22 protein-coding genes, 1 tRNA gene and 1 riboswitch are annotated in these 25,551 nt (G+C 72.2%); of the genes, 11 read left to right on the forward strand and 12 right to left on the reverse strand.

Features of this window, described 5'->3' with window-relative positions:
- The gene (locus ACWD6R_RS12705) at positions 1-1,515 is read left to right on the forward strand and encodes a precorrin-2 C(20)-methyltransferase (protein WP_451818678.1); all 1,515 of its coding nucleotides are present in this window, start codon (positions 1-3) and stop codon (positions 1,513-1,515) included.
- A gap of 214 nt (positions 1,516-1,729) precedes the next feature.
- Here the strand turns inward: ACWD6R_RS12705 and ACWD6R_RS12710 are convergent, their stop codons facing one another.
- Positions 1,730-2,476, reverse strand: coding sequence for a cobalt-precorrin-6A reductase (locus tag ACWD6R_RS12710; RefSeq protein ID WP_451818679.1), 747 nt, complete (start codon positions 2,474-2,476; stop codon positions 1,730-1,732).
- A 15-nt stretch (positions 2,477-2,491) separates the two neighbouring features.
- Here ACWD6R_RS12710 and ACWD6R_RS12715 point away from each other — a divergent pair, with 15 nt between their 5' ends.
- Positions 2,492-3,607 (forward strand): cobalt-precorrin-5B (C(1))-methyltransferase, encoded by a 1,116-nt coding sequence (locus ACWD6R_RS12715; protein ID WP_451818680.1) that lies wholly within the window; start codon positions 2,492-2,494, stop codon positions 3,605-3,607.
- Positions 3,608-3,625: 18 nt separating this feature from the next.
- Here ACWD6R_RS12715 and cobM read toward each other — a convergent pair whose 3' ends face one another.
- The 3 genes from cobM to ACWD6R_RS12730 all read right to left on the reverse strand — a co-directional run bounded on the left by cobM (position 3,626) and on the right by ACWD6R_RS12730 (position 6,221).
- The gene (cobM, locus tag ACWD6R_RS12720) at positions 3,626-4,375 is read right to left on the reverse strand and encodes a precorrin-4 C(11)-methyltransferase (protein ID WP_451818681.1); all 750 of its coding nucleotides are present in this window, start codon (positions 4,373-4,375) and stop codon (positions 3,626-3,628) included.
- Positions 4,372-5,631: a precorrin-6y C5,15-methyltransferase (decarboxylating) subunit CbiE gene (cbiE, locus tag ACWD6R_RS12725; RefSeq protein ID WP_451818705.1), complete on the reverse strand. Its 1,260-nt coding sequence runs from the start codon at positions 5,629-5,631 to the stop codon at positions 4,372-4,374. Before cbiE ends, cobM begins: the two co-directional genes overlap by 4 nt.
- Positions 5,632-5,813: 182 nt before the next feature.
- Positions 5,814-6,221 (reverse strand): SSI family serine proteinase inhibitor, encoded by a 408-nt coding sequence (locus ACWD6R_RS12730; protein WP_451818682.1) that lies wholly within the window; start codon positions 6,219-6,221, stop codon positions 5,814-5,816.
- A gap of 257 nt (positions 6,222-6,478) precedes the next feature.
- Here ACWD6R_RS12730 and ACWD6R_RS12735 point away from each other — a divergent pair, with 257 nt between their 5' ends.
- Both ACWD6R_RS12735 and ACWD6R_RS12740 read left to right on the forward strand, forming a co-directional pair.
- The gene (locus ACWD6R_RS12735; RefSeq protein ID WP_451818683.1) at positions 6,479-7,081 is read left to right on the forward strand and encodes a DUF5994 family protein; all 603 of its coding nucleotides are present in this window, start codon (positions 6,479-6,481) and stop codon (positions 7,079-7,081) included.
- A 48-nt stretch (positions 7,082-7,129) separates the two neighbouring features.
- The gene (locus tag ACWD6R_RS12740) at positions 7,130-7,633 is read left to right on the forward strand and encodes a DUF5994 family protein (RefSeq protein WP_451818684.1); all 504 of its coding nucleotides are present in this window, start codon (positions 7,130-7,132) and stop codon (positions 7,631-7,633) included.
- 144 nt (positions 7,634-7,777) lie between these two features.
- Here the strand turns inward: ACWD6R_RS12740 and ACWD6R_RS12745 are convergent, their stop codons facing one another.
- Both ACWD6R_RS12745 and ACWD6R_RS12750 read right to left on the reverse strand, forming a co-directional pair.
- The gene (locus ACWD6R_RS12745; protein ID WP_451818685.1) at positions 7,778-8,026 is read right to left on the reverse strand and encodes a hypothetical protein; all 249 of its coding nucleotides are present in this window, start codon (positions 8,024-8,026) and stop codon (positions 7,778-7,780) included.
- Between the two features lie 73 nt (positions 8,027-8,099).
- Positions 8,100-9,485 (reverse strand): FAD-binding oxidoreductase, encoded by a 1,386-nt coding sequence (locus tag ACWD6R_RS12750; protein ID WP_451818686.1) that lies wholly within the window; start codon positions 9,483-9,485, stop codon positions 8,100-8,102.
- A gap of 367 nt (positions 9,486-9,852) precedes the next feature.
- On the opposite strand from ACWD6R_RS12750, the gene ACWD6R_RS12755 reads away from it, so the two are divergent.
- Positions 9,853-10,038, forward strand: coding sequence for a hypothetical protein (locus tag ACWD6R_RS12755; protein WP_451818687.1), 186 nt, complete (start codon positions 9,853-9,855; stop codon positions 10,036-10,038).
- A gap of 2 nt (positions 10,039-10,040) precedes the next feature.
- On the opposite strand, the gene ACWD6R_RS12760 is transcribed toward ACWD6R_RS12755, so the two are convergent.
- The gene (locus ACWD6R_RS12760) at positions 10,041-10,457 is read right to left on the reverse strand and encodes an SHOCT domain-containing protein (protein WP_451818688.1); all 417 of its coding nucleotides are present in this window, start codon (positions 10,455-10,457) and stop codon (positions 10,041-10,043) included.
- 195 nt (positions 10,458-10,652) lie between these two features.
- On the opposite strand from ACWD6R_RS12760, the gene ACWD6R_RS12765 reads away from it, so the two are divergent.
- The 5 genes from ACWD6R_RS12765 to ACWD6R_RS12785 all read left to right on the forward strand — a co-directional run bounded on the left by ACWD6R_RS12765 (position 10,653) and on the right by ACWD6R_RS12785 (position 15,664).
- Positions 10,653-10,874: a hypothetical protein gene (locus tag ACWD6R_RS12765; RefSeq protein WP_451818689.1), complete on the forward strand. Its 222-nt coding sequence runs from the start codon at positions 10,653-10,655 to the stop codon at positions 10,872-10,874.
- Between the two features lie 98 nt (positions 10,875-10,972).
- The gene (locus ACWD6R_RS12770) at positions 10,973-12,175 is read left to right on the forward strand and encodes an SPFH domain-containing protein (RefSeq protein WP_451818690.1); all 1,203 of its coding nucleotides are present in this window, start codon (positions 10,973-10,975) and stop codon (positions 12,173-12,175) included.
- A 482-nt stretch (positions 12,176-12,657) separates the two neighbouring features.
- Positions 12,658-12,731: transfer RNA gene (locus ACWD6R_RS12775), tRNA-Met, on the forward strand.
- A 229-nt stretch (positions 12,732-12,960) separates the two neighbouring features.
- Positions 12,961-14,115, forward strand: a complete 1,155-nt coding sequence (locus tag ACWD6R_RS12780; RefSeq protein WP_451818691.1) for a PP2C family protein-serine/threonine phosphatase — start codon at positions 12,961-12,963, stop codon at positions 14,113-14,115.
- 260 nt (positions 14,116-14,375) lie between these two features.
- Positions 14,376-14,528, forward strand: a riboswitch (cyclic di-AMP (ydaO/yuaA leader).
- A gap of 11 nt (positions 14,529-14,539) precedes the next feature.
- Positions 14,540-15,664 carry a M23 family metallopeptidase gene (locus ACWD6R_RS12785; RefSeq protein WP_451818692.1) on the forward strand — a complete coding sequence of 375 codons (1,125 nt, stop codon included), beginning with the start codon at positions 14,540-14,542 and terminating at the stop codon, positions 15,662-15,664.
- A 164-nt stretch (positions 15,665-15,828) separates the two neighbouring features.
- Here ACWD6R_RS12785 and ACWD6R_RS12790 read toward each other — a convergent pair whose 3' ends face one another.
- The 4 genes from ACWD6R_RS12790 to ACWD6R_RS12805 all read right to left on the reverse strand — a co-directional run bounded on the left by ACWD6R_RS12790 (position 15,829) and on the right by ACWD6R_RS12805 (position 21,226).
- Positions 15,829-17,373 carry a PrsW family intramembrane metalloprotease gene (locus ACWD6R_RS12790; RefSeq protein ID WP_451818693.1) on the reverse strand — a complete coding sequence of 515 codons (1,545 nt, stop codon included), beginning with the start codon at positions 17,371-17,373 and terminating at the stop codon, positions 15,829-15,831.
- Positions 17,374-17,482: 109 nt separating this feature from the next.
- Positions 17,483-18,289: a tRNA (guanosine(46)-N7)-methyltransferase TrmB gene (gene trmB / locus ACWD6R_RS12795; RefSeq protein WP_451818694.1), complete on the reverse strand. Its 807-nt coding sequence runs from the start codon at positions 18,287-18,289 to the stop codon at positions 17,483-17,485.
- On the reverse strand, positions 18,282-19,538 hold the full coding sequence (lhgO, locus tag ACWD6R_RS12800) for an L-2-hydroxyglutarate oxidase (RefSeq protein WP_451818695.1): 1,257 nt from the start codon (positions 19,536-19,538) through the stop codon (positions 18,282-18,284). Before lhgO ends, trmB begins: the two co-directional genes overlap by 8 nt.
- 161 nt (positions 19,539-19,699) lie before the next feature.
- Positions 19,700-21,226, reverse strand: coding sequence for a sporulation protein (locus ACWD6R_RS12805; protein ID WP_451818696.1), 1,527 nt, complete (start codon positions 21,224-21,226; stop codon positions 19,700-19,702).
- A gap of 1,100 nt (positions 21,227-22,326) precedes the next feature.
- Here ACWD6R_RS12805 and ACWD6R_RS12810 point away from each other — a divergent pair.
- Positions 22,327-24,438 carry an asparagine synthase-related protein gene (locus tag ACWD6R_RS12810; RefSeq protein WP_451818697.1) on the forward strand — a complete coding sequence of 704 codons (2,112 nt, stop codon included), beginning with the start codon at positions 22,327-22,329 and terminating at the stop codon, positions 24,436-24,438.
- A gap of 78 nt (positions 24,439-24,516) precedes the next feature.
- On the opposite strand, the gene ACWD6R_RS12815 is transcribed toward ACWD6R_RS12810, so the two are convergent.
- Positions 24,517-25,392, reverse strand: a complete 876-nt coding sequence (locus ACWD6R_RS12815) for a TetR/AcrR family transcriptional regulator (protein WP_451818698.1) — start codon at positions 25,390-25,392, stop codon at positions 24,517-24,519.
- Positions 25,393-25,551 lie beyond the last annotated feature (159 nt).

Here is a 25,551-nt window from a genome sequence, read left to right on the forward strand (position 1 = left end):
GTGAGCGAGCAGAACACGGGCCGGCTGTACGGGGTAGGGCTCGGTCCCGGCGATCCGGCACTGATGACCGTACGCGCCGTGCAGACCATCGCCGAGGCCGATGTCATCGCCTATCACAGCGCCCGTCACGGACGGTCCATCGCGCGCTCCATCGCCGCCGAGCACATCCGCGCGGACCACATCGAGGAGAAGCTGGTCTATCCGGTCACGACGGAGACGACCGACCATCCGGGCGGTTACCGGGGTGCGATGGAGGAGTTCTACGGCGAGGCCGCGGACCGGCTGGCGGTGCACCTGGACGCCGGGCGGACGGTGGCGGTGCTCGCCGAGGGCGACCCGATGTTCTACGGCTCGTACATGCACATGCACAAGCGGCTCGCCGACCGGTATCCCACCGAAGTGATCCCCGGGGTCACGTCGGTCAGCGCCGCCGCCGCCCGGCTCGGCACCCCGCTCGCCGAGGGCGAGGAGGTGCTGACGATCCTGCCCGGCACGCTGCCGGAGGAGGAGCTGACGGCCCGCCTGGCCGCCACCGACGCCGCCGTGGTGATGAAGCTCGGGCGCACGTTCCCCGCCGTGCGGCGCGCCTTCGAGGCCTCCGGGCGGCTGGCCGAGGCGCACTACGTGGAGCGCGCCACCATGGCCGGGGAGCGCACCGGCGATCTCGCGGACACCGACCCGGAATCCGTTCCGTACTTCGCTGTTGCGGTGCTGCCCAGCCGGATCGACGCGCCCCGGCCGGAGGCGGCCGAGGACGCGGAGCGCGTGGGTGAGGTCGTGGTCGTCGGGACCGGTCCCGCCGGTCCGCTGTGGCTGACCCCGGAGTCCCGCGGGGCGCTGGCCGCCGCCGACGATCTCGTCGGCTACACCACGTACCTGGACCGCGTCCCGGTCCGCCCGGGACAGGCGCGCCACGGCTCCGACAACAAGGTGGAGTCGGAGCGTGCCGAGTTCGCCCTCGACCTGGCCCGGCGCGGACGCCGCGTGGCCGTGGTCTCGGGCGGCGACCCGGGGATCTTCGCCATGGCGACCGCCGTGCTGGAGGTCGCCTCGCAGGACGCGTACGCGCAGGTGCCCGTGCGGGTGCTGCCCGGGGTGACCGCGGCCAACGCCGCCGCCGCCCGCGCGGGCGCGCCGCTCGGCCACGACTACGCCACGATCTCGCTCTCCGACCGGCTCAAGCCGTGGGAGGTGATCGCCACCCGGCTGCGCGCGGCCGCGGCGGCGGACCTGGTGCTGGCGCTGTACAACCCGGGTTCGCGCACCCGCACCGAGCAGGTCGGCAAGGCCCGTGACCTGCTGCTGGAGCACCGTTCGCCGGATACGCCGGTGGTGGTGGGCCGGGATGTGGGCGGGCCCTCGGAGAGCGTACGCATCGTCACCCTGGCGGAGCTGGAACCGGCCGAGGTCGACATGCGGACGATCCTGCTGGTCGGTTCCTCGCAGACGCGGTCGGTGCGGCGGGGGGACGGTCAGCAGATCGTGTGGACGCCGCGGCGCTACCCGGAGGCCTGAGGCCCGGCCTCAGAGCCTGTCGGGTGACCTCTGATCGGGCGGCCACGCCCCGGCACGCACGCTTCCCGCGTTGCCGAAACGCCCTAGTAGCTCCTTCCCCAAGCTCTCAGCTTCGTTCGAGCAGGGGAGACCCCATCCGAGGGCCTTTCGGCGCCTTGGAATCGCACGCACCAGACCGCGTCCGCTTTCCGATCGAAGGTCACCCGACAGGCTCTCAGCCGAGCAGGCCGGACAGCCAGTCCACGGCGAGTTCCGGCGTGGGGACCACGGGGACGCCGTCCGGGACCGGCGGCCGGCGGACCACCACCACCGGAACACCGGCCTCCCGGGCCGCGGTCAGTTTCGGGGCGGTGGCGTCACCCCCGCTGTCCTTGGTGACGAGGACATCGATGCGGTGACGGCGGATCAGTTCGCGCTCCCCGTCGAGGGTGAACGGCCCCCGGTCCAGCAGGACCTCCATCCGCGCCGGGTGCGGTCCGTCGGGGGCGTCCACCGACCGCATCAGGAACCACTGCGAGTCGAGACCGGCGAAGGCGGCGAGCCCCATCCGGCCCGTGGTCAGGAAGACCCGCTGCCCGAGCCCGGGCAGCGCCTGCGCCGCCTCGGCCAGGGAGCCGACCGGCTGCCAGCGGTCGCCGTCCGTGGGCACCCAGCCGGGGCGGCGCAGAGCGAGCAGGGGAACATGGGCGGCGGCGGCGGCCGACGCCGCATGGAAGCTGATCGTCCCGGCGAAAGGATGGGTGGCATCGATGAGCGCGTCGACCCGGTGCGTACGCAGCCACGCGGCGAGCCCGTCGGCTCCGCCGAACCCGCCCACCCGCACCTCGCCGGGAGGCAGCTTCGGACTGGCCACCCGGCCGGCCAGCGAACTGGTGACCCGGGCCCCGGCCGGGAGCGTCCCGGCCAGGTGCTCGGCGAGACGGCGGGCCTCCGTGGTGCCACCGAGGACGAGTACGTGCATGGGATCGGTCCAGACATGAGTGAGGCGAAGGGCGGGCGCAGCGCCCAACTCAAACACACCGGTCTGCGGCCGGGCTGGACGACCGGTGCCTGTGCGACCGCGGCCACGACCGCCGCGTACACCGCCCTGCTGACCGGCGACTTCCCCGACCCGGTGACCATCGTCCTGCCCAAGGGCCAGAGCCCGGCGTTCGCGCTGGCGGTGGAGGAACTCGCCGGTGACCGGGCGACGGCCGGCGTGGTCAAGGACGCGGGAGACGACCCGGACGTGACGCACGGTGCGCTGGTACGGGCCACGGTGCGCCGGCTGCCGCCGGGTTCGGGTGTGGTGTTCCGGGCCGGTCCGGGCGTGGGCACCGTGACCCGTCCCGGTCTGCCGCTCGACGTCGGCGAGCCCGCGATCAACCCGATGCCGCGGCAGATGATGCGCGACCACATCGCGCGCGTGGCGGCGGACCACGGGGACACCGGCGACGTCGAGATCACCGTGTCCGTCGATCATGGTGAGGAGATCGCCCGTTCCACGTGGAATCCGCGCCTCGGCATCCTGGGCGGCCTGTCGATCCTCGGCACGACCGGGATCGTCGTCCCCTACTCCTGCTCGGCGTGGATCGACTCGATCCGCCGGGGCGTGGACGTGGCCCGCGCCGCGGGGCACACGCATGTGGCGGGGTGCACGGGGTCGACCTCGGAGAAGACCGTCGTCGCCGAGTACGGTCTGCCGGAGATCGCCCTGCTCGACATGGGCGACTTCGCGGGGGCGGTGCTCAAGTACGTACGCAGGCATCCGGTGGACCGGCTGACGGTCTGCGGCGGCTTCGCGAAGCTGTCGAAGCTCGCGGCGGGCCATCTGGATCTGCACTCCGCCCGCTCCCAGGTCGACAAGGGGTTCCTCGCCGAACTCGCCCGGCAGGGCGGCGCGGACGCGTCGCTGACCGCCGAGGTGGCGGACGCCAACACGGGTCTGGCCGCTCTTCAGCTGTGCGCGGCGGCCGGGGTCCCGCTGGGCGACCTGGTCGCGGTGGCCGCCCGCGACCAGGCGCTGTCGGTGCTGCGCGGGGCGCCGGTGGCCGTGGACGTCATCTGCATCGACCGGGCGGGCACGGTCGTCGGCCGCAGCGACGTGCGCTGACGCGGGCGGCGCCGCCGGTCAGCAGACGTGCCGGTCGCGCTCGGCCGAGTACAGGTGGCTGTCGCGGAACTGCTCGGCGCCCAGCGTGCGGCCGACCATGATGACGGCGGTACGGATCACCCCCGCGGCCTTCACCTGCTCGGCGATGTCGCTCAGCGAACCGCGCAGGATCAGCTCGTCCGGGCGGGACGCCATGGCCACCACGGCGGCCGGGCAGTCGGCCCCGTAGTGCGGCAGCAGCTCCTCGACGACCCGGTCGACGTACCGGGCGGCCAGGTGCAGCACGATCAGCGCACCGCTGCGGCCGAGCGTGGCCAGGTCCTCGCCGTCCGGCATGGCGGTGGCGCGGTGGGCGATCCGGGTGAGGATGACGGTCTGGCCGACGGTCGGCACGGTCAGCTCCCGCTTGAGGGCTGCTGCAGCGGCCGCGAACGCCGGTACACCGGGCACCACTTCGTACGGCACACGTGCCGCGTCGAGCCGCCGCATCTGCTCGGCGACCGCGCTGAAGACGGACGGGTCGCCGGAGTGCAGCCGGGCCACGTCCTGCCCGTTCTCGTGGGCGCGCACCAACTCGTCGGTGATCTCGTCGAGGTTGAGCTGCGCGGTGTCGACGAGGCGGGCGTCCGGCGGGCATTCGGCGAGCAGTTCGCGGGGGACCAGGCTGCCCGCGTACAGACAGACCTGGCAGGCGGCGAGCGTCCGGGCGCCGCGGACCGTGATCAGGTCGGCGGCGCCGGGACCGGCGCCGATGAAGTACACGGTCATCTGTTCTCTCCTGACGAGGACGGTATCGAGGGGGCGCCGACGGGCTTGCGCACGGACCACTGGGTGACCGGCATGGCCTGGCGCCAGCCGGTGAAGCCGCCGACCGGCACGGCGTGCGCCACCGCGAGCCGCACCAGCTCGCCGCCGTGGCGCCGGTACCGCTCGGCGAGCAGCGCCTCGGACTCCAGCGTGACGGTGTTGGCGACCAGCCGTCCGCCGGGGGGCAGTGCGTCCCAGCAGGCGTCGAGCAGCCCCGGCACGGTCAGCCCGCCGCCGATGAACACGGCGTCCGGCACCGGCAGTCCGGCCAGTGCTTCCGGTGCCCGGCCGGTGACCACGCGCAGCGCGGGGACGCCGAGCCGGTCCGCGTTACGGGTGATGCGTCCGGCCCGCACCGGGTCGCGTTCGACGGTGACGGCACGGCAGGACGGGTGGGTGCGCATCCACTCGACGGCGATCGACCCGGACCCGCCGCCGATGTCCCACAGCAGCTCGCCGGGCGCCGGGGCCAGTGCCCCGAGCGTGGCGGCGCGGACATGCCGCTTGGTGAGCTGACCGTCGTGCTCGTACGCGTCGTCCGGCAGCCCGGGTACGGCGCCGAGCCGCAGCGCGTCCGGGGCACGACGGCACTCGACCGCGATGACGTTGAGCGGATCGCCCGCCGGATGCGCCCACCCGTCGGCCGTACCCGTGACGCAGTCCTCGGCCTCGCCGCCGAGCTGTTCCAGCACCCGTATCGGGCTGGGCCCGAAGCCGCGTTCGCGCAGCAGCGCGGCCACGTCGGCGGGGGTTCCGGCGCCCGCGCTCAGCACCAGCAGGCGCCGGCCCTCGTGCAGGGCGGCGGCCAGGCGGGCGGCGGGCCTGCCCACCAGCGTGACGACCTCGGTGTCCTCCAGCGGCCAGCCGAGCCGGGCACAGGCGTAGGAGACGGAGGACGGATGCGGCAGGACGCGGAGGTTCCCGGCGCCCAACTCCTCGCAGAGGGCGCGCCCGATGCCGTAGAACATGGGGTCGCCACTGGCCAGCACGGCGATGCGGAGCCCCTGGTGCGCGGTCAGCAGACCGGGTACGGCGGGCCGCAGCGGCGAGGGCCAGGGCACCCGCTGTCCCACGCACTGCGGCGGCAGCAGCTCCAACTGCCGCGCACCGCCGATCAGCACCTCGGCCCGGAGCAGTGCCGTGCGTGAGGTTCCGGGCAGTCCCTCCCACCCGTCGGCACCGATCCCGACGACGGTGGGCGCAGGGGGCGGGGGCATTGCGGGCTCTGCGGGGATCACGGCCGGTACCTCGGTGTTCGGGGGGCTTGACGCAGCCGAAACTCTACTGTTCGCGCTGACCGCTGAGATCGTTCCGGGCGGGTGAGCATCGCCATACGTACGTCGGAACGCCCCCGCCCGGCCCACGCGCCGGGCAGGGGGTGTTCAGGGCCGGCGCCGGGTCAGAAGTCGAAGACGGGCCCCGCGGTCGCCTCCATGACGCAGGCATTCGGGTAGGTGCGCTGCCAGTCCACCGTGGCGCCGTTGTACGTCCCCTGCGCGGTGACCGTGACGGGGTCGTGGATCAGCAGGCACGGGTGCGGGTTGCCGGGCAGCCCATCGAGGTCGCCCCCGGCCTCGTTCAGGGCGGCGCAGGCCTCTGCCGCCTTCGGGTGGTGACTCCGGGAGGTGGGCGGACACTGGAGGCCGATGCCGCGGATCCAGGTGTTCTCGCTGCCGGAGACGGTCAGGAAGAGGCTGCTCTCCTGGGCGTCGGCGTGCGCGGCGGGAGCCAGGAGCAGGGGTGTGGCCAGGGCGGCGGCGGCCAGCAAGGCCGCGGCCGGACGCCGGGCAACGGAAGAGATGATCATGGTCTGGGTAACGAAGAGCCGGTCACGAGGACACGAGAGGCGTCCTTTCCAGGCGGGGTGAACGGAGACTTCCGGCATGCCGTTCGATCCGTTGGGGGCAGTGCATGTCCGTAGGGCTGCCGCACTCCGCCGGGTGCCCCGCCGGAGTATCCTGGGCATACTGAGGACATTCCGTACATGAGCTTCCGAGCCTGTGTCGTTCTCGGCGATTCACAACACCGGGCCGGTGTACACCGGCCCGGGGCAGGGTCCGCGTCATGACTGCGACCATTCTGTATATGTCCGCGGTCGACGACCGGACCTTCTCTCTGTCCTCGTTGCCGCCGCGCCTCTCGCTGGCCCCGGCCGGCACCGCTCCCGCTCTGCTGGACGGTGCGTGGTGGCCGCGTTCCCGCGATCTGACGGCGGAGCTTCCCGCGCTGACAGCGGTGCTCGACCCGCTGTGGGGGCGGATCACCCGCGTGACGGTGAACCCCACCGTCTGGCCCGTGATCCCACGGAAGGTGCCCGTCCAGGGGCATGTGGTCCACGTCGGCTGGTTCAAGCCCGAACAGGACCCGAACAAGTTGCTGCTCCTCTCCTACGCCACCGGCCGCTGGGACCTGCTGGTGATCCCGCCGCAGACGGACCCGGGTGCCGCCGCCTGGCTGCTGACCGCAGCCGTTGATCCGGCGCGGAGCCTCACCGCGAGCGGGCTGATGCGGGAGGCCGAGCTCTTCCGGGCTGCGGCCGAGGCCGACTGGGACCTCGTCCGGGAGACGGTCTGGGACTCCGGGGGCGGCCACAGCGCCCGTCCGGCCTCGCGACGCCTTGTCGGAGCAGCCGCCGCCCGGGCGCCGGGCCCGACGGAAGGGATGTGAGGCCATGGAGGTCTTCCTCGACGTGCGCGTGCGGAGGAGTGGCTCGCCATGACGTCGGATGCGCACGCCCATACCCGTACCGATGACGCGGCGCCGCTCCTGCTCCTCTCGGACACGAGCAGTCGGCCGATCGTTCCCGGGGTCGCGGTGCTGCGGTTGGAGACGACCCCCAACCGTGAGGGGATCTTCGACGGTGCGTGGTGGCCGCGGACCCGTGACATAGCGTCCCAACTGCCCTGCCTGATCGACGCCTTGACCGCCCGGCTGGGACCCGTCGCGCGGGTCGGTCTGGACGCCAGCGCCTGGGACGACGCGCCGGGCCACCTCGTGATCGGTGGCCGGACCGTCCGTATCGACTGGTCCGCCGTCGACGACAGCACGATGATCGTCACGCGTGGCCATCAGGACCACTTCTCGTTCCTGGTGATCCCGCCACAGGCCACGGCAGCCGCCGCGCGCGCCGCGATGGCCGAGGCGGTGCAGGACGGCAACAGCACGCCCGCGGAGCAGATCCTCACGGACGCGGGCATCGTCCCCCCTCTACCGGGTTGACGCGCACATGGAAGCGACTCCGATGGTCTTGCCACCGGAGCCGACCCTTCCAGGGCGCAACACGTGAGAGTGCACGACCTTGGTTTTTACTATACACCCATAAATCGCTACAAAGCGGATCTATTTCCGAAATCTTCTCCCGATCTACTCCGCATTGCCGTGCCACTGCCCCTCGACGCGGAACCAGAGCCCCGGCGCATAGATCGCATGGACGGCCGGGGCTTCCCCCTTCGCCACCTCCAGGATCCTCAAAATGCCGCTCGGGAGCACGTCGTACTCGTAGACCATCTCGGAGTCGTCCTCCGTGATGTCCGCGTAGGAGATGTCCGCCACGCCCCGCTCCGCGTATTCCTTGGGGGGACGATTCTCCACCAACTTGATGAAAACGCCCATGCCTTGACGATAGGACCGTCGAGGCGGTCGCGCTCACCGGGCGGCACCCGATGACCGAGGAACCGGAGGGCGGTCAGCGCTGTCCGGCCGGCTCGATGTTCTGGTTGGTGTGGAAGAAATTGTCGGGGTCGTACGCCTGCTTGACGGCCGCGAGCCGGTCGTAGTGGTCGCCGTAGGTGGCCCGTACCCGGTCCTGGGACTCGTCCGCGCCCATGAAGTTCACGTACGTCCCGCCCATCGACTGCGGATGCAGCTCCTCCCAGTAGTCCACGCACCACTGCCGGATCGTCCCGGCGTTGTCCGGGTCGGGGTCGATGCCCGCGATGACGCCGGACCAGACGGCGTCCCGGTACGCCCAGGCCGTGTCGTCCGGGCCGATCCGGTGGGCGGCCCCGTCGACCGGATACAGGTGCGTCGTCGACAGGTCCGTGGGGAGGTTCTCGGCGTACCTGGCGTGGACGGCGATGGCGTCGTCCGTGATCCGGTCGAAGAAGTTGCCCCGCCAGTACCACTGCAGTCCGCTCGGGAGCAGTGCGTCGAACATGGTCTGGAGCGCCGGGTAGGGCATCGGCGAGGTGAAGTGGAAGGCGGGCGGGCCCGGTTCGTCCACGGCCTTCAGGGCGGCTTCGAGGAGCTCGGGGGCGCCGGTGCAGCACCAGACGACGCCGCACATCTTCTGGCCGTGGATCTCCTCCGGGAACGGCGGGCCGGGCGGCACGGTGAGCGCCGCGAAGAAGCCGTTCAGGTCCTCCGGGGCCTGCGGCAGGAAGTCCCGGTACCACTCCAGGACTTCGCGGATCCGGTCGACCGGCCACACGGTGATCGCGACCCCCACGGTGTCCACCGGGTGCAGCTGGAGGTCGAACGAGGTGACGATGCCGAAGTTCCCGCCGCCGCCGCGCAGCGCCCAGAACAGGTCGGCGTTCTCGGTCTCGTTCGCCGTGACGTGGCTGCCGTCGGCCAGGACGACGTCCGCCGTGAGGAGGTTGTCCACGGTCAGGCCGTACCTGCGGGTGAGATAGCCGTGGCCGCCGCCGAGGGTGAGGCCGACGACTCCCGTCGTCGACAGGATTCCGGAGGGCGTGGCCAGGCCGAACGCGTGGGCGGCGTGGTCCAGATCGCCGAGCAGGGTGCCGCCGCCGACCCGGGCGGTCCGGGCGGCGGGATCGATGTGCGCCCAGCGCATCGGTGACAGGTCGAGAGTGACGCCGTCGTCCACCAGGCACAGTCCGGCTCCGCTGTGTCCGCCGCCCCGCACGGCGAGTTCGAGACCTTCGTCGCGGACGAATTCCACCGCGGCCATGACGTCCGCCGCGTCCGCGCACCGCACCACGGCGGCCGGGCGCCGGTCGATCATGGCGTTGTAGATCGTGTGGGCCTCGCGGTACTCCGGGTCCTGCGGGCCGATGACCGGACCGCGCAACGCGGCCCTCATCGCTGCGAGCGTGGTGGAGTCCATGGCCGTTTCCTTGCCGCGGGTGCGGACCGCTGTCGTATCCACGCTCCCGCCGGTCGGAGGGCCGTGCAATCGGCAGACGCGGCGCAAAGAGCGGGATGCGGTGTCCGGCAGGTGAGGAGCGGTGGTCGGGATGCCCGGACGGGCGCACCATGAATCCATGGACCGACCGTTCCTGAGCAGTGCGCAGGAGTGAGTCCTGCGCACTGGTATGCCCCGAACGGTCTTGGGCGCACTGGTCGTCCGCTTTCGCAACCGGGCGGCGACACGGATCCTGTCCGTGGTCCGGTCCCGGAAGGGCGGAGTCCCTCACGACCTGGCCAGATGGACGCGGCCAGAGGCGACGGGGAGGCCCTGAACCATCTCGCTGGTGGAGCAGGGGCCCCGCACGCCGGCACCGCACCCGGCGTCCCAGATCGCGCTGATCGCATTACTCCGATCAGCCCAGACCACCACAAGCCCACGAGCCGACCAGCCCCTCACCCAGCCGTGGAACCGCGGCGGCTTCGGCAACAACCTGGTCCAGCGGATCGCCGTCCGCTGCGGGCCGGGGTGAGCTCAGACGAGGAGTTTCGTCTTCGCCCGCTGGAACTCCTCGTCCGTGATCGCGCCACGGTCCTTCAGCTCGGCGAGTTTCGCCAGGTCCTCGACGCTGCTGCCGCTGGGTTTCGCCGGGCCGGTCGTGTCACCGGTGGCGGCGGCTTCCCGTACGTACGCCTTGAAGGCGGCTTCCCGCTCCCTGGCTTGCTGGATGTCGCGCTTTCCCATGGATTTACCGCGTGCGATCACGTAGATCAGGACGCCGAGGTACGGCACGACCAGGGCCAGGATCAGCCAGCCCGCCTTGCCCCAGCCGCCGAGGTCGTCGCTGCGGAAGATGTCCGAGATGACCTTGAAGAGGAGGAAGAGCCACATGATCCAGAGGAAGAACCAGAGCATGGTCCAGAAGAGGTTGAGCAGGGGATAGCTGTCCACGTTCCGCTCCCTGGTCGTCGCGTCGTTCGACTCGTCGCTTCGTCTCGGCGACACAGCCCCGAACGGCTGATTCCTCAACCAGTCATATCATCAGATTTCGACCCCTGCTCGCTGTCGTCCGAACCGTTCCCCAGGGGCCGTTCCCGCAGAGGTGGCGCGGAGTACCGTGGAATGACCGAGGGAGGCGTGTGGCGTATGAGCGCCGCAGATGGGTCCGCCTGGAGCCCGATCGGGGCGATCGGCCGCGTTATCGTGCCGATCCCGCCGAACGGCCCAGGCGAAGTACTGGTGGCCGTACGGGGTGGGTCGGAGGCCTACACCGCATGGTCGGCGACGTCGATCGACAGGGACGCACGCGTCGTTGTCGTCGACTCGGTCTCGGCACGGGGCGTGATCGTCGAACGCCTGCCGTCCTGAACCGCGAACCGACGCCGGGGATCGACGCCGGGGGACAGTGACGAGCGGCGCCGCACCGGGACATCACGTCGAGAAAGGCGTACGGCAGGAGTCCGCTCATGTTGTTCTGGCACGTTCCCGCCCCCAACGAGGCGATGCTCATCTCCGGATCGAAATCGAAACGGCAGACCCAGGACACCCAGTTCCGGATCGTCACCGGTCACGGCAGCTTCGTCATACCGGTGAAGCAGAAGGCGCGCATGCTCTCCCTGGCGCTGCGCGAGGCGGAGATCACCGAGGACTGCGTCACCCAGCAGGGCATCCGTCTCAACGTCCGCGCCGTCGCCGTCTTCAAGGTCGGTGACGATGCCGTCTCCATCGCCAACGCCGCCCGCCGCTTCCTGTCCGAACAGGACCAGATGGAGGAGCTCGCCGGCCGGATTTTCGCCGGACACCTGCGTTCCATCGTCGGCGGACTGACCGTCGAGCAGATCATCCGGGAGCGGAACCGGGTCTCCCAGGAGGTCATCGCGGGCAGCCACGGCGAGATGGAGAAGCTCGGCATCGTCGTGGACGCCCTCCAGATCCAGGAGATCGAGGACTCCACCGGCTACATCAACAACCTCGCCGCCCCGCACGCGGCCGCCGTCGCCAGCCAGGCCCGGATCGCCCAGGCCAGAGCGGACCAGGAGGCGTCCGAGCGGGAGCAGCAGGCCGCGGCGCTCAAGGCCGAGTACGAACGGGACACCGCGATCAAGCGGGCCGGTTTCCTCGCCGAGACCGAGCAGTACAACGCCCGCGCCGCCCAGGCCGGACCGCTCGCCCAGGCCAGGGCCTCGCACGAGGTCGTCGAGGAGCAGACCGCACTGGCCGAGCGGCAGGCGGCGCTGGCCGCGCAACGGCTGGAGGCGGAGGTCAGGCGTCCGGCGGACGCCGAGGCGTACCGGCAGCGCACGCTTGCCGAGGCCGCCCGCGACCAGGCGAAGTTCCAGGCCGACGGCAGTGCGTACGCCGAACGGGCCGTCGCCCAGGCGCAGGCCGACGCCAACACCGCGCGTGCCGCCTCGCTCCGGGACGGCAATCAGGAGCTGATCGCGGCCAACCGGATCGTGGAGAACCTGCCGGCCCTGGCCGACGCGGCCGCCCGCGGGATGTCGGGGGCCGACCTCACCGTGCTCAACGGCACCAACGGTGTCAATGAGATGGCGGCGGGCGTGGTCAGCCAGGGGATGGCGATCCTCCACGCACTCCAGCGCGGTGCGAGCACGGCGAAGCCGGCGGTCGACGCGAAGCGGGCCCCGCACATCACCGACTCGAACTGAGCCGGGCTGCTTCTCCGCCCCGGAGGCCTCCGGGGCGGGGGATTCCGCCACGGGGGATTCCGCTGCGGGGGTGGCGACAGCCTCGTCCATCGCTGCCCGTGCGGCTGCGGAAACCTTTCGCTGATGCATCAGAACCCCATGAATCCCGCGGTGAACCCGCTGATCAGCCCCGTACCGCATGGTTGACCGCGTTGGCCGCGTTGGCCGACGCGCTGTCCGGCAGACCGATGATCACGTCATTGACCCCGCACTCATCACCGCACCGATCGTCGGGCAAGGCGATGGCGCGTGCCCAGCGGTGTTCTCACACGGGCAGCCCGCCGGTCCGGAGGGTGCAGCAGAAACCCTGCGGCAGAAGGCACTTCGCCGGCAACTGCTTCTCGAATTCGGTGCCTTGGGCCAGTGGCGGGAGCGGATGGGTGCAGGCGGATCAGTAAATGGTCAACTGTCCGCCCCGGATGGCGTAGAGTTGTGTTTACCGACGCGGGGTGGAGCAGCTCGGTAGCTCGCTGGGCTCATAACCCAGAGGTCGCAGGTTCAAATCCTGTCCCCGCTACTGAAGAATCAGGCCCGGCATGCATAGAGCGTGCCGGGCCTGATTCGTGTTTTCCGTCCCCCCTTCGGCCGATGCGGAGTCGCCGCGCGACGCCGCTCCGGCAAGCCTGGGGGAGTGGGGTGCGGCACCGTCCGCAGCCAGGCGCGTACCGGGCAGGAGGCCGTGGGGCGTATCGGGCAGGAGACCGCAGGAGCCGCTGCGCGTACCGGGCAGGAGACCACAGGTGGGGATGGCGGAGAAGCCGCTCGGGGTGCGGGGCGGAGGCGGCAGCCCTTCCCGGCGGTTCGTCCGCGCGCTGCCGGCGCTGCTGATCGCCGCCGGGCTCGTGTTCGACATCCTCACCCCGCCGCCGTTCACCGCCGTGCCGCTGTTCGTGGCGGCCCCGCTGGTCGCCGCACCGTTCTTCTCACGGGCGGGCACCGTCCGTATCGGCGTCGCCTCGCTGCTCTCGATCCTCGTCCTGCGGAGCGAGAGCGGCACGGTGCTGCAGGTCGTGCCGTCCCTCGAGGTCATCACCGTGCTCACCGCCTCGGTCCTCGCCCTCTTCATCAACGGAGTCGTAGGGCGCGGCAATGAGCAGCTGGCTTCGGCGCGGGTCATCGCGGAGACCGCCATGCGGGCCGTGCTGCCGGAGCCGGACGACTGGATCGGCGGGCTGCAGGTCGCCGCGCGGTACGAGGCGGCACAGGCGGACGAGTTCGTCGGCGGCGACCTGTTCGCCGTGGTGGACACCCCGCACGGCGTGCGGCTGGTGGTCGGGGACGTGCGGGGCAAGGGGCTCGACGCGGTCGAGGCGGTGGCGGTGATCATCGGCGCGTTCCGGGAGGTCGCCGAGCACGAGGCTTCGCTGGAGGGCGTGGCGCAGCGGCTGGAGCGGGCGCTGGCCCGGGAGGGGGAGCGACGCGGCGGGATCGATCCGGTCGAGGGGTTCGTCACCGCCGTACTCGCCGAGATCCCGCACGGTGCGGCCGAGGTGCGGATCGTCAACCGCGGCCACCCCGAGCCGCTGCTGCTCCACCCCGACGGGGGGGTGGAGGTGCTGGTTCCGAGCGTGCCCGCGCTGCCGCTCGGCATGGGTCTGGGGGCGTGGCCGGACCTGGCCGACGCCTGGAGTCTGGCCGCCGGGACCACGCTGCTCGTCTACACCGACGGTCTCTCCGAGGCGCGCGACAAGCATGGGGTGTTCTACGACCCGGCGGCCCGGCTGCGTGGGCGGATTTTCCCCGGGCCCGAGGAGCTGCTGTCCGCGCTGACCGATGACGTACGGCTGCACACGGGCGGCAAGTCCACCGACGACCTGGCGCTGGTCGCGGTCGTACGGCCCGCGGAGGGGCAGCCGGAGCGCCGCAGGACCGTGAAGATCGTGGGGCGCGGGCAGGAATGAGGCGTGGCCGCGGTGAGCACACGAGGACGATGCCACCGTGCGTAATCGAAGAGTGCCGCTCTGCATAACGTTTGACGCAACGTCAGAAAGACGGTAGTGGCTGAGCCCGGGTCAACTCGCCCGATTCCACCCGGTTGTGTCCCGTAAAGTCCAGGCCAAGGCCGTGAACGATCAGTGGGAACGGCTTGGAATCAGGCCCGTGTGTCTATTAACGTTCGATAACGCAGCGCGGTCGTCCCAGCCGTCGTCAGTGGCGGCACCGTGCGCGAGCGCCGAATTCCGCAAGGGAACCGGGGAACCACCTACATGGGGTGAATCGGACACCTGTGTCTCGTGAGAGGCAGAGGGATCCGTAGGAGACCTTCCTGCTCCGAACCCGTCAGCTAACCCGGTAGGCGAGAAGGAAGGAAAGGAGTGCGCCTCCGTGGCGTCCAACAAGCCTGCCCCCGAAGCCCCTTCCCGGTTCGGCTCCGACTTCACCACTGAGTACGGATCCGGGACGGACACCGAGTTCGGCACCGGGTTCACCACCGAGTCCGGGACCGAAGGCTTCGGAGAGACCGACCGGGCCTGGGAGGAATGGAACCCCACCGAGGAGTCCGTCCGCCCCGTACGCGGCAGGCACCGCGTCGCCAAGCAGCGCAACGGGCTCGCCCGTAGCTCCACGGTTCTCGGCGTCGGCGTCATCGCGGCCGTCGGCGCGGGCGGTATGGCCACCGCGCAGAGCAAGCCGCCGGTCTCCATCTCCCTTCCCGATTCCGTCGCGGACAAGCTCCCCGACGCCAACTCCCTCCCCGGCGTGGGCGCGCTGTTCTCCGAGGGGTCCGCCACCGACCAGGCCCAGGCCCAGGCCAAGACCGCCGCCGCACCGCTGACCAGCGCGGGCATCACCACCGCCGAGGCCGAGCAGGGCGCCACCGACGCCGGCGAGGCGCTCCGCGCCCGTATCCTCCAGCAGGCCGAGCAGCAGCAGAACGCCGCCGACGCGGAGGCCAAGGCGGCCGAGGAGAAGGCCGCCGCGGAGAAGGCGGCAGCCGAGGCGAAGCAGAAGCAGGACATCGCCGAGGCCAAGGCCGAGGCCGAGAAGAAGAAGGCGGAGGAAGAGGCGAAGGCGAAGGCCGAGGCCGAGCGGCTCGCCAAACTGGCCGCCAGTTACGCCATCCCCACTTCCTCGTACACGGTCACCTCGACCTTCGGCCAAGCCGGTTCGATGTGGTCCTCCGGCTACCACACCGGTCTCGACTTCGCGGCGCCGACCGGCACCCCGATCAAGGCCATCCACACCGGCACCATCAAGTCGGCGGGCTGGTCCGGCTCCTACGGCTACCGCACGGTCCTGGAGCTCGAGGACGGTACGGAGCTGTGGTTCTGTCACCAGTCGTCGATCGACGTCAGCGCCGGCCAGAAGGTCACCACCGGTGAGACCATCGGCCGCGTCGGCGCCACCGGAAATGTGACGGGTCCCCACCTCCACCTGGAGGTCCACACCCCGAGCGGCACGGGCATCGACCCGATGACCTGGCTGCGCGACAAGGGCCTCACGGTCTGACCCGATGAACGCGGGCCGGTCCCACCGGCCCGCCACCGATCCCCGGCAGTCCTGACGCTCACCCCCCGACGTCAGGGCTGCCGGTCCGTTTGTCCACGAGTGCCCCCTTGGGGAAGAGGCAGCGGCTGGGCGGTGCGACGGGGCAAAGCTTGCCGGGAGGGGCACTAGCGGAGCGGGGCGCTGCCGCGCCCGTGGGGCGGCTGGTGATACGGCTGCCCAGGGGGCGACAGGTACGGGTTGTGGCCGCCGTACGGCTGGTACTGCTGCGGAACCGGCGCCGGGGCCGTGTAGTGCGGGCGCAGACGGCCCGTCGCCTGTGCCGCGTACGCCAGGGCGGGGGCGGCCACCTCCCGGCGCTGCCAGAGATGGTGCAGCAGTTCCAGTTCACGTGCGGTGAAGTCCGGTTCCGCCGCCCCGCGGCCGGCCCTGCGGCGCAGGAATGCCAGGGACGTGGCGAACGACTCGTACTCGGCGACCGCCCGCGCCGCAGCCTTGCCGCGCGCCCTGGCCTGCGCCTTGGCGTGGCTCCGTATCTGCGGCGCGATCCGGCTGTGAGCGCCGTGGGCGGGGCCGTAGGCAGGGGCGTACCCGTAGCCCGGGGCTCCGTACCCCGCTTGCGCGTGCTGCCGGCGCGCCAGGTCCCGGGCCAGGCCGCGGGCCCGCATCGAGGAGAGCGCGAGCGGCTCGGCAGGGGTCAGCCAGCCGGCGGCCGCGTACGCGGGCAGCTCGGTCGCCAGGGTGCGCAGCTCCTGCTGGCGGGACCAGATCGCCAGCCAGGTGACCAGTCCGAAGACCGGGACCATGAACACCCCGTACACGACATAGAAGCCGTACGGGCCGAACGTCCCCGAGCCGTTCCACAGGGCGTGCGTGCCCATGGCGAGGATCAGTCCGAGCATCGGCAGCGCGATGCGGCGGATGCGGTTGCGGTGTGCGCTCAGCGCCGCGAAGCCGAAGCCCAGGCCGGTCAGCACGGTGAAGAGGGGATGCGCGAACGGCGTCATCACCCCTCGTACGAAGAAGGTCGCGGCCGTGACCGACGCCAGGCCCGAGTTGCCGATCTGCTGGTCCTCGCCGAACGCGTTGCCCAGATAGAGGATGTTCTCGGTGAAGGCGAAGCCCGTCGCGGTGAAGCCGGCGACGACTACGCCGGCGACGACACCGCCGAAGTCCCGTCGCCGGAACAGGAAGATCAGCAGGACGGCCGCCGCCTTCGCGCTCTCCTCGACGACCGGCGCTATGACCGTGGCCCCGAGGGTGTCCGCGCTCGCCGGGTCCGCGGTGGCCGTTGCGATCCAGCGGGTCGCGAACGAATTGGCGATGATCGCGACCAGGGCGGCGGCGCAAGCACCCCAGGCGAAGGCGAACAGCAGATTCCGCCAGGGTCCGGGTTCGACCCGGTCCAGCCAGCGGAACGCCGTCATCAGGAGCGGGACGGGCAGCACGGCCAGACCCAGCCCGACCAGGAACCCTTCGGTGCCGGTCTGGGCGCGGACCAGGGCCAGGATCACCAGCCCGCACAGCGCGAGCACCGTGAAGACAGCAGCGATACGGAACGTCTTGCTCCGCCAGACCATGCCGACGCGGCGCGGACGGTAGCGCCACTGGCCCCGCTCCGGCACGGCCGCCAGGATCTCGCCGACCCGCTGCGTCTCGAGGAGCGGGACGGCCGGCTGAGACTGTTGCTGCTGGACAGACCCGTCGGACACCCCATGACCCTAACGAGGGGGACTGACAGCTGACCATGGGGCGGCGAGGCGCGCGTACCGCCCCGTCAGGCTCTCAGCCGCGGGTGAGGACCCAGCCGCGGTGGAAAGGTCAGCTGCGGGCGAAGAGCAGGTCGTGCACGACATGGCCCTTGTCCAGGCCCTGCCCCTCGAACCGGGTCAGCGGACGGAACGCGGGCCGCGATGCGTAGCCGTCGTCCGCCGTGTTCTCGAACAGGGGGTGCGCGGTGAGCACCTCGAGCATCTGCTCGGCGTACGGCTCCCAGTCGGTCGCGCAGTGGAGCACGGCGCCCGGCTTCAGCCGCTGCGCCGCCAGGTCGAGGAACTCCGGCTGGATCAGCCGCCGCTTGTGGTGGCGCTTCTTGGGCCACGGGTCGGGGAAGTACACCCGCAGCCCGTCGAGTGCGTCCGGCGGCAGCATCTCGCGCAGCAGGATGATCGCGTCACCGTTGGCCACCCGGATGTTGGACAGTCCGTTCCGGTCCGCGAGACCGAGCAGGTTGCCCTGGCCGGGGGTGTGCACATCGACGGCGAGTATGCCGGTGCCCGGGTCGTCGGCCGCCATCTGCGCGGTGGCCTCGCCCATCCCGAAGCCGATCTCGAGCACGACCGGAAGCCCGTCGAACAGCTCGGGCAGGTCGAGGACCGACTGCCCGTCGATGTCCAGGCCCCACTTCGGCCAGAGCCGCTGCAGCGCGTCCTCCTGGCCGGGCGTGACACGGCTGCGGCGCGGCTGGAAGCTGCGGATCCGGCGCTCGTGGTGCGACCCGGCCGGGTCGGCGGCGGGTCCGCCGGGGAAGCGCGGCTCCTGACGCAGCCTGCGCTGCCGCTCGAAGGCTGCGGCGCGCAGATCGTGGGCCTCGTCGGTCTCGGGGGCGGGGTTCAAGGACTCAGACACAATGCCCCGATTCTACGGCGGGCGGCTTCCACCCCGTTCCCTGTGCGCGGAGCAGTGCCCTGCGTGCCACCTCCCGCCCGATGGGCAGCGAGGCCGTCGCGGCGGGCGACGGGGCGTTCAGCACGTGCACGGTGTGCGGGGCCTCGCGGATCAGGAAGTCGTCCACCAGCGTGCCGTCGCGCAATACCGCCTGGGCCCTGACACCGGACGGGGCGGGGCGCAGGTCGTCCTCCGTGACCTCGGGCAGCAGCCGTCGGACGGCCGCGGTGAATGCGCTCCTCGACAGCGAACGGTGCACCTCGCCCGCCCCGTACCGCCAGTGTCTGCGTGCGATCTGCCATGAGCCCGGCCAGGTCAGCGTGGACGCGAGCTCACGCGGGCGTACGACCGGCCAGCCGTACCCCTCGCGGGCCAGCGCGGGCACCGCGTTCGGCCCGACGTGGACGCCGCCGTCATGGCCCCGGGTCAGGTGCACCCCGAGGAACGGGAATGCCGGATCCGGCACCGGGTAGACCAGCCCGCGCACCAGCTCCGGCCTGGCCAGCTCGTAGTACTCCCCACGGAAGGGCACGATCCGCACGCCCGGCTCGTCGCCCGCGAGCCGGGCCACCCGGTCGCAGTGCAGCCCCGCGCAGTTGACCAGGACCCGGGCCCGCACGACGCGGCCGTCCGCCGTCCGCACCGCCACACCCCACGGGCGGCGGTCGATTGCCGTGACCTCCGCCCCGAACCTGATCAGCCCGCCCGCGCCGCGTACCTCGGCCGCGAACCGCTCGGCAACCGCCTTGAAGTCGCACACACCGGTCGTCCCGACCCGGATCGCCGCGAGCCCGCGCACCTGCGGCTCGTACTCCGCGATCCCCGCAGGCCCCAGCTCCCGCACCGGCAGCCCGTGCTCCCGGCCGCGCTGCACCAGGGCGTGCAGCCGGGTCAGCTCGGACCGCTCGGTCGCGACGATCAGCTTGCCGGTCACCGCGTGCGGAATGCCGTGCTCCGCGCAGAAGTCGACCATCTCGGCGGCGCCGCGCACCGCATAGCGGGCCTTCAGCGAACCGGGGCGGTAGTAGATGCCACTGTGGATCACCCCGCTGTTGCGCCCCGTCTGGTGGCGCGCCGGGCCCCACTCCTTCTCCAGTACCGTCACCCGCGTGCCCGGAGCGGTCCGCGTGAGGGCGTACGCCGTCGACAGGCCGACGATCCCGCCGCCGATCACCAGCACATCGCAGTCGTACGCCGCGTGAGTCATCATCACGCCACCTCCCACCCCGATAGTGCACTGACCCACTGACATCGCACTTAAACCAGCGGAGGCCAGCGTGGCGCCCGGAATTCCGCCCCCGGATGCCTGCGCGTCGCCCGGAGGACTTCGCGCGGGCATCCGAGAGGGTGCGGGCGCCCCCGGGGAGGTTGCTACGCCGGCGCCACCAGCAGCGGCCGTGCCCGCTCGCGCAGCTCGGCGACGCGTGGCTCGTCCCCGTACGGTTCGAGGCGGTGCAGCAGGTCCCGTACGTATTCCGTGGTCCGCGCCGACGAGATGCGGCCGGCCACCTCGACCGCCCGGGTGCCCGCCGCGCAGGCCGCGTCCAGGTTGCCGGACTCCAGCTCGGCGACGGCCGAGACCACCAGCCGCAGCCCGTGCGAGCGCACGAACTCCTCGGTCGGCCGGGACAGCGCCTGTTCGGTGAAGTGCCGCACCTGCCGCGGGGCCTTCAGATCGCGGTAGCACTCGGCGGCGTCGGCGGCGAACCTGTCGTACGAGTAGAAGCCCAGCCACGACGGGTCCGCGTCGCCGCCCCGGGAACGCTCCAGCCAGCTCTCGGCGGCCTTCAGCGCGGCCCCCGCGGCCGGGGCGTCGCCCGCCTTCGCATGGGCCCGCGCCTCCACCAGCCGGAAGAAACTCATGGTGCGGGCGGTGGCGAGCCCGCGGTTGCGTTCGACGGCCGCCTGCGCGAGGTCGACCCCCTCGTCGGCGAAGCCGCGGTAGGTCGCCTGCAGCGACATCGACGCGAGGACATAGCCGCCGAGCGGCACATCGGCCGCGGCCCGCGCGAGCCGCAGCGCCTGGATGTAGTACCGCTGGGCAGCCTCCTGCTGCCCGGTGTCGAACGCCATCCACCCGGCGAGTCTGGTCAGCTCGGCGGCGGCGCCGAAGAGTGCCCGGCCCACCTCGTCGCTGTACGAGCCGAGGAGCAGCGGCGCCGCGTCCACCCGTAAACACTCCGGGACCATGGAGGAGCGCCAGTCGCCGCCGCCGTACTTGGAGTCCCAGCGGCGCGCGTCCTGGGCCGCCTCGCGGAGTTTGGTCACATCGCTGTGGCCGACGCGCAGCGGCGAGATGTCGTTCACGGAGTCCGGTCCCGGCTGTACGGGAATGCCGGGCGCACCGCCCGGCGCACCCGGCGGTGGCGGTGCACCGTGCGCGCCCTGTGTGCCGAGGACCGCCGCCTCGGCCGCCGACGAGTCACGTGCCACCGACGGGTCGGCGGGGGTTATCAGCCAGCGGGACGCGGGCGTCGCGTACGCGCTCACCGAGAACGAGCCCGCCAGCGACTGCCAGATCCCGCCGCTGCCCGCCCGGCGCCCGGCCAGATCCAGCCGGTACAGCTCGGTCGCCGAACGCACCGCCTCGCCCACGTCGCGCGGGAAGGCCAGACCGACCTCCGGCGCCGGATCGGCGTCCGCGAGCCCGATCTCGTGCAGCGGGACCGGCCGGCCGAGCTTGGCGCCGATCGCCGCGGCGATGAGATGGGGCGCGGCACCCTGCGGCACCATGCCCTTCGAGACCCATCTCGCCACCGAGGTCTTGTCGTAGCGAAGTGTCAGCCCGCGCTGCGCCCCGAGGTCGTTGACCCGCCGGGCGAGCCCGGCGTTGCTGATTCCCGCGAGGGCGAGAACGGTTCCGAGCTTCTCGTTCGGCCCGCGTTGCTCCCTGGACATGCGCCACCCCTCGACACACAGACGGCAGCCGCGTCACCGAGGAGGCGCGCGGCATTCGTACCGTGTTCTCCCCAGGGACGGGCCCCGGCACTCAGGCCGCACACGCATGTGGCCGAGCCCCGAGGAATATGCCTCCTGCCGAGAACCTCAGTAAACCCAGCGTAGTTCGTCGCATCCCTACCGTTAAGGGGCAGACGTCCGTATGGCGGGATTGTTGTCCGTGCGGACGGTGGGCGGACGATCGGCGTACGGGGGGTCGGTCCCGCCGCGACGATCCGGTCGCCCTGCCGGACCCGCCCGGACGCCGCTCCGGACCCCGCCGGGCGAGCCCCTACGTGCTCCTGTCGTGTGGCCGTGCGCCCGGCCGTGCGCTCTGGCCCGGCCGGCGGGGGAGCGCTTCCATGGGTGCTGCGTGGGTCGGCCCACTGCACTGGACTCAGTGGGCTGCGGGGCACTGCCGCCTCATTCCCCGCAGGCGGCGGACCGGTCCGGGAGGCGAACCACGTCTCCCGGACTGTGCGTTCGGCGGGCCGCCGGAGCGGACCGGGGCCGGCGTGAGGACGTGCGGGGAGCCGGTACGGGGGGCGGCAGGGGGTCGTCGCGGAGCCGGTCGGGGGGCGGCAGGGGGTCGTCGCGGAGCCGGTCGGGGGGCCTCGTATCAAAGCGGGATGGAACGGGACATCATGCGTGCGGGGAATCGGTTCCGGCGCTTGCCGTGCTCTTCGAGAATGGCCGAATGACGTCGGTCCGTGATGGTTGGGCCGGGCGATTCGCGGACACCCGGCGGACTGCCGGCCCGCGGTCGACGGGCGGTTCGGGAGGCGTCCGGATTTCGGCCGGTACGACCCGGGGCAACGGGGAAAGCGACAAGCGGAACCTGTAAGTCCGTTGTGGCGTACCGCAGTACGCGGAGATCGGGCGTCCCCGGCCCGCCCTCCGGCTTTTGCCAGGGGCGCATGCGCTTCCGACGTGCGCCCTCCGTAGCCACTCCTGCGCGCCGTTGTCGTGGCAGCATGTTCCGCAACGGCGCTGCATGTTCTCGCAGTTTTCCCGGTGCGAACCAGGTGCGCCGTTTTTGTCCACAGCCTGTGGAGGCGGCGATGCGTTGGTTGGTGGGGTGGAGCAGTATCGCCGCGAGCTTCGGCACGGTCGGCGCGGTCGGCGCAGCCGACGAGGGACGCACGGTGCACCCTGTGGGCTCCCAACTCCTGTGGGGCGATCCGGATCCGCTCTGGGCGGTCGGCGACTGGCGCCCCGACGAGATCCGGATCGCCTCGATCGAGACCGCCGAAGGCGCACCCACCGCCCGCCTCGCGGTCCTCGGCTGCTGCAGCGCCACCGACGAGCAGCTCCGGCTCGGCCTCCTCGCCGCCCGCGGCGGCGCCCTGCGCCATCTCACCGCCTGGCCGGGCAGCTACACGGCCGTCGTCCGGATCGGCCGGAGGATCACCGTCGTCGGGGACCTCGCCGGAGCCCGCCCGGTCTTCTACACGCCCTGGGCGAGCGGTACGGCGTACGCGACCGCCGCACTCCCGCTCGCCGACCTCATCGAGGCACAGCTGGACATCGGCCACCTGGCCGCACTGCTCGCCTGCCCCGAGACGCCGGAGGCGCTGCGCGACGGCACTCCGTACGTGGGCGTGAAGCGCATCCCACCGGGGCACGCGCTCATCCTCCGCGAGGGCTCCCGCGAGATCACCGGGTACGAGCCGGTCGCCTCCCTCGCCGTCGCCGCCGCCCAGCTCGACCCGGTGAGCGCCGTGGACGGGGTGCGCGACGCGCTGCTCGAAGCGGTACGCGCCAGGCTCATGGCCCCCCGCCACGCGCCCGAGACCCTGCCGCCCGACCCCGGACCGGTCCCCGGCATGGGGCCCGCCGAACGCCGCGCCGCCCGCGGCGCGCCCGTCCCCGGCATCGGCGCCGACCTCTCCGGAGGCAGCGCCTCCGCCACCCTCGCCCTGCTCGCCGCGGGCCTGCCCGGACTGCCCGGCACCCTCCTCGGCCACGGCACGGGCGCGGGCGAGCGGCTGCTCGCCGTCACCTTCAACGACCTCACCACCCGCGACCACGAGGACGAACTCGAACGCGCCGCGGTCATCGCCGCCAACCCGCGGCTGCACCACGTCGTCGTCGCCGCGGGCGAGGAGGCGCTGCCCTACGCCGACCTGGGCAGCGGCCCGCTCACCGACGAACCGGCCCCGTCCCTCGTCGTCGCCGAACGCCACCGCAGACGCCTCGCCGCGGGCAGCGCCGACCACTTCGTCGGCGACGGCGCCCGGCAGGTCCTCGACGCCCACCCGGCCCGCCTCGCCGACCTCCTGATGGACCGCCGCCGACGGCACCTGCTGCGCCCGGTCGCCGCCCTCGCCAGAGCCGAACGACCGTCCGCACACTCGCTGTTCGTGCCGCTGACCGTCTACCGCGCGGCCCGCCGCCTGGCCCGTACGTCATACCGGACGGGTCTCGAAACGGCAGCCGACCGGCTCCCGGACGCCAACCGCCGCACGCCCGACCTCGACACCCCCGCCGACGCCTCGCTCGCCGCGCTCACCTGGTCGCGGCCGGGGCCCGCCGCCCGCTGGCTGACCGGGGAGGCGCTCGCGGAAGTGTCGGTGCGCCTCCAGGAGGCGGCGATCCGCCCCACTTCGGTCCAGCGTCCCGGCGAGGCCCGCGCCCGCGCCGCGCTCGCCCGGCACGCCGCCGACCACCGGATCCTGGAACAGGCCGCCGAGATCCGCAGCCAGCGGCTGCACGCCCCGTTCCTCGACAACCAGGTGGTACGCGCCGCCCGCGCCCTGCCCGAATCGCTCCGCGTCCAGCCGGGCGCCCGCGCCGCCGTCCTGCGCCGCGTTCTCGCGGGCGCGGGCATCCACGAACTGCCGCCGGGCTGGGGCACCCCCTCCCAGGTGACCTCGACCGCGGTCAGCCGCACCGGTCTGCGCACCGCGCTCCCCGACCTGATCGCACTCTTCGACGCACCGCTGCTCGCCGACGCAGGCCTGATCGAGGCCCGGGTCGTGCGGAAGGCCCTGCGCGCGGCCTCCGAGGGCGAACCGCTGCCCCTGGACGGCCTCGCCGACCTGGCCGCCACGGAGCTCTGGCTCCGCCGTCTCGTCTCCCGCCGCGGCACCTGCTGGACGGGCACGGCGGCGCCCCGCCGGCGCGCGGTGGCGGGCGGAGTGGTCCCGGCCCGCCGCACCCTGCAACGCTGACCGCCACCCGATACCCGACGCCGCTCCCGGCCGCCGGAATCCCGGTGTATGCATGCGGTCCCGCTCATGCGGTCCCGGTCACGCAGGGCGCGAGCGCAGCCCCTCCAGCAGGATGTCCAGCAGTCGGGCCGAAGCGGCAGCCTGCTGAGCCGCATCCGGCAGGACGGGCGCCGCCGTCGCGATGACCAGCAGCACGTCCGCCACCGTCACATCACGCCGCAGCTCACCCGCCGCCCGCGCACGGTCGACCAGCCGGCCCACAACCTCCAGCAGCTCGGCCGTGCCCATGCCCTCGTCCGAGAGCCCGTCGTCGTCGGCCGGGTGCCGGCCGACGACCCGGAGGTCGGCCTGCCCCGCCCCCTGCCGCTGAAGAGGAACCCGCGCCTCATCCAGGACATCCAGGATGTCCCGGACATCGCCGGAGCCCGCAGCCGAGGCCGCGCCCACGCCCTGCGCAACTCCCGTGTCCCCGACCACCGTCGAGTCGTCGACATCGACCCCGACCCGCAGCACCTGCGGCGGCAGCAGCCGCCCAGCGCCCGAGGCCACGGAGGTCTGCAGGAAGCGCGAGAGCGCCGACCACGGCTCGTCCTCCTGCCCCAGCGCGGTCCGCGCCTGGTCGGTCAGCCGGGAGGTCTCCTCCTCGGCTATCCGGCGCACCAGCACGTCCTTGCTCGGGAAACGCCGGTACACCGTGCCGACCCCGACCCGGGCACGGCGTGCCACGTCCTCCATCGGAGCCCCGTACCCCAGCTCGCCGAACACCTCGCGTGCGGCCCGCAGTACATGCTCCAGATTCCGCTGCGCGTCCACGCGCAGCGGCGCCGAGCGGCCGGCGGTGGAACTGGAGCCGACAGTCGCTCCCGCCGTGCTCACCGTACCGATTGTGCCGATTTGTTCGTTTCTGTCGGACGAGACAGCAGCAGTCTGCCCATGCGAATCCTGACTGTGCATAACTTTCCCCCGGTTATGACGTCTCCCCCCGGAGACTTCCCGCCGTGTCGGTCGGATAGTGGATCATCATCCCAGCCCGACACCCCGACTGCGTACGAACATAGTTGAGCCCGGGTCAATTCAGAAGAGGGCAGTTCCGCACGGTAGGCCCCCGATCGG

The sequence above is a fragment of the Streptomyces sp. NPDC005151 genome (assembly GCF_053599875.1).

Bases quoted from the DNA above. Each gene is read 5' to 3' on its own strand.
- ACWD6R_RS12715 (WP_451818680.1), top strand. From the start codon at position 2,492: ATGAGTGAGGCGAAGGGCGGGCGCAGCGCCCAACTCAAACACACCGGT.
- ACWD6R_RS12740 (WP_451818684.1), top strand. From the start codon at position 7,130: ATGACGTCGGATGCGCACGCCCATACCCGTACCGATGACGCGGCGCCG.
- ACWD6R_RS12770 (WP_451818690.1), top strand. From the start codon at position 10,973: ATGTTGTTCTGGCACGTTCCCGCCCCCAACGAGGCGATGCTCATCTCC.
- ACWD6R_RS12710 (WP_451818679.1), bottom strand. From the start codon at position 2,476: ATGCACGTACTCGTCCTCGGTGGCACCACGGAGGCCCGCCGTCTCGCC.
- lhgO (WP_451818695.1), bottom strand. From the start codon at position 19,538: ATGATGACTCACGCGGCGTACGACTGCGATGTGCTGGTGATCGGCGGC.
- ACWD6R_RS12745 (WP_451818685.1), bottom strand. From the start codon at position 8,026: ATGGGCGTTTTCATCAAGTTGGTGGAGAATCGTCCCCCCAAGGAATAC.
- ACWD6R_RS12780 (WP_451818691.1), top strand. From the start codon at position 12,961: ATGGCGGAGAAGCCGCTCGGGGTGCGGGGCGGAGGCGGCAGCCCTTCC.
- ACWD6R_RS12750 (WP_451818686.1), bottom strand. From the start codon at position 9,485: ATGGACTCCACCACGCTCGCAGCGATGAGGGCCGCGTTGCGCGGTCCG.
- ACWD6R_RS12735 (WP_451818683.1), top strand. From the start codon at position 6,479: ATGACTGCGACCATTCTGTATATGTCCGCGGTCGACGACCGGACCTTC.
- ACWD6R_RS12815 (WP_451818698.1), bottom strand. From the start codon at position 25,392: ATGCACAGTCAGGATTCGCATGGGCAGACTGCTGCTGTCTCGTCCGAC.
- ACWD6R_RS12730 (WP_451818682.1), bottom strand. From the start codon at position 6,221: ATGATCATCTCTTCCGTTGCCCGGCGTCCGGCCGCGGCCTTGCTGGCC.
- ACWD6R_RS12765 (WP_451818689.1), top strand. From the start codon at position 10,653: ATGAGCGCCGCAGATGGGTCCGCCTGGAGCCCGATCGGGGCGATCGGC.
- ACWD6R_RS12810 (WP_451818697.1), top strand. From the start codon at position 22,327: ATGCGTTGGTTGGTGGGGTGGAGCAGTATCGCCGCGAGCTTCGGCACG.
- ACWD6R_RS12805 (WP_451818696.1), bottom strand. From the start codon at position 21,226: ATGTCCAGGGAGCAACGCGGGCCGAACGAGAAGCTCGGAACCGTTCTC.
- cobM (WP_451818681.1), bottom strand. From the start codon at position 4,375: ATGACCGTGTACTTCATCGGCGCCGGTCCCGGCGCCGCCGACCTGATC.
- cbiE (WP_451818705.1), bottom strand. From the start codon at position 5,631: ATGCCCCCGCCCCCTGCGCCCACCGTCGTCGGGATCGGTGCCGACGGG.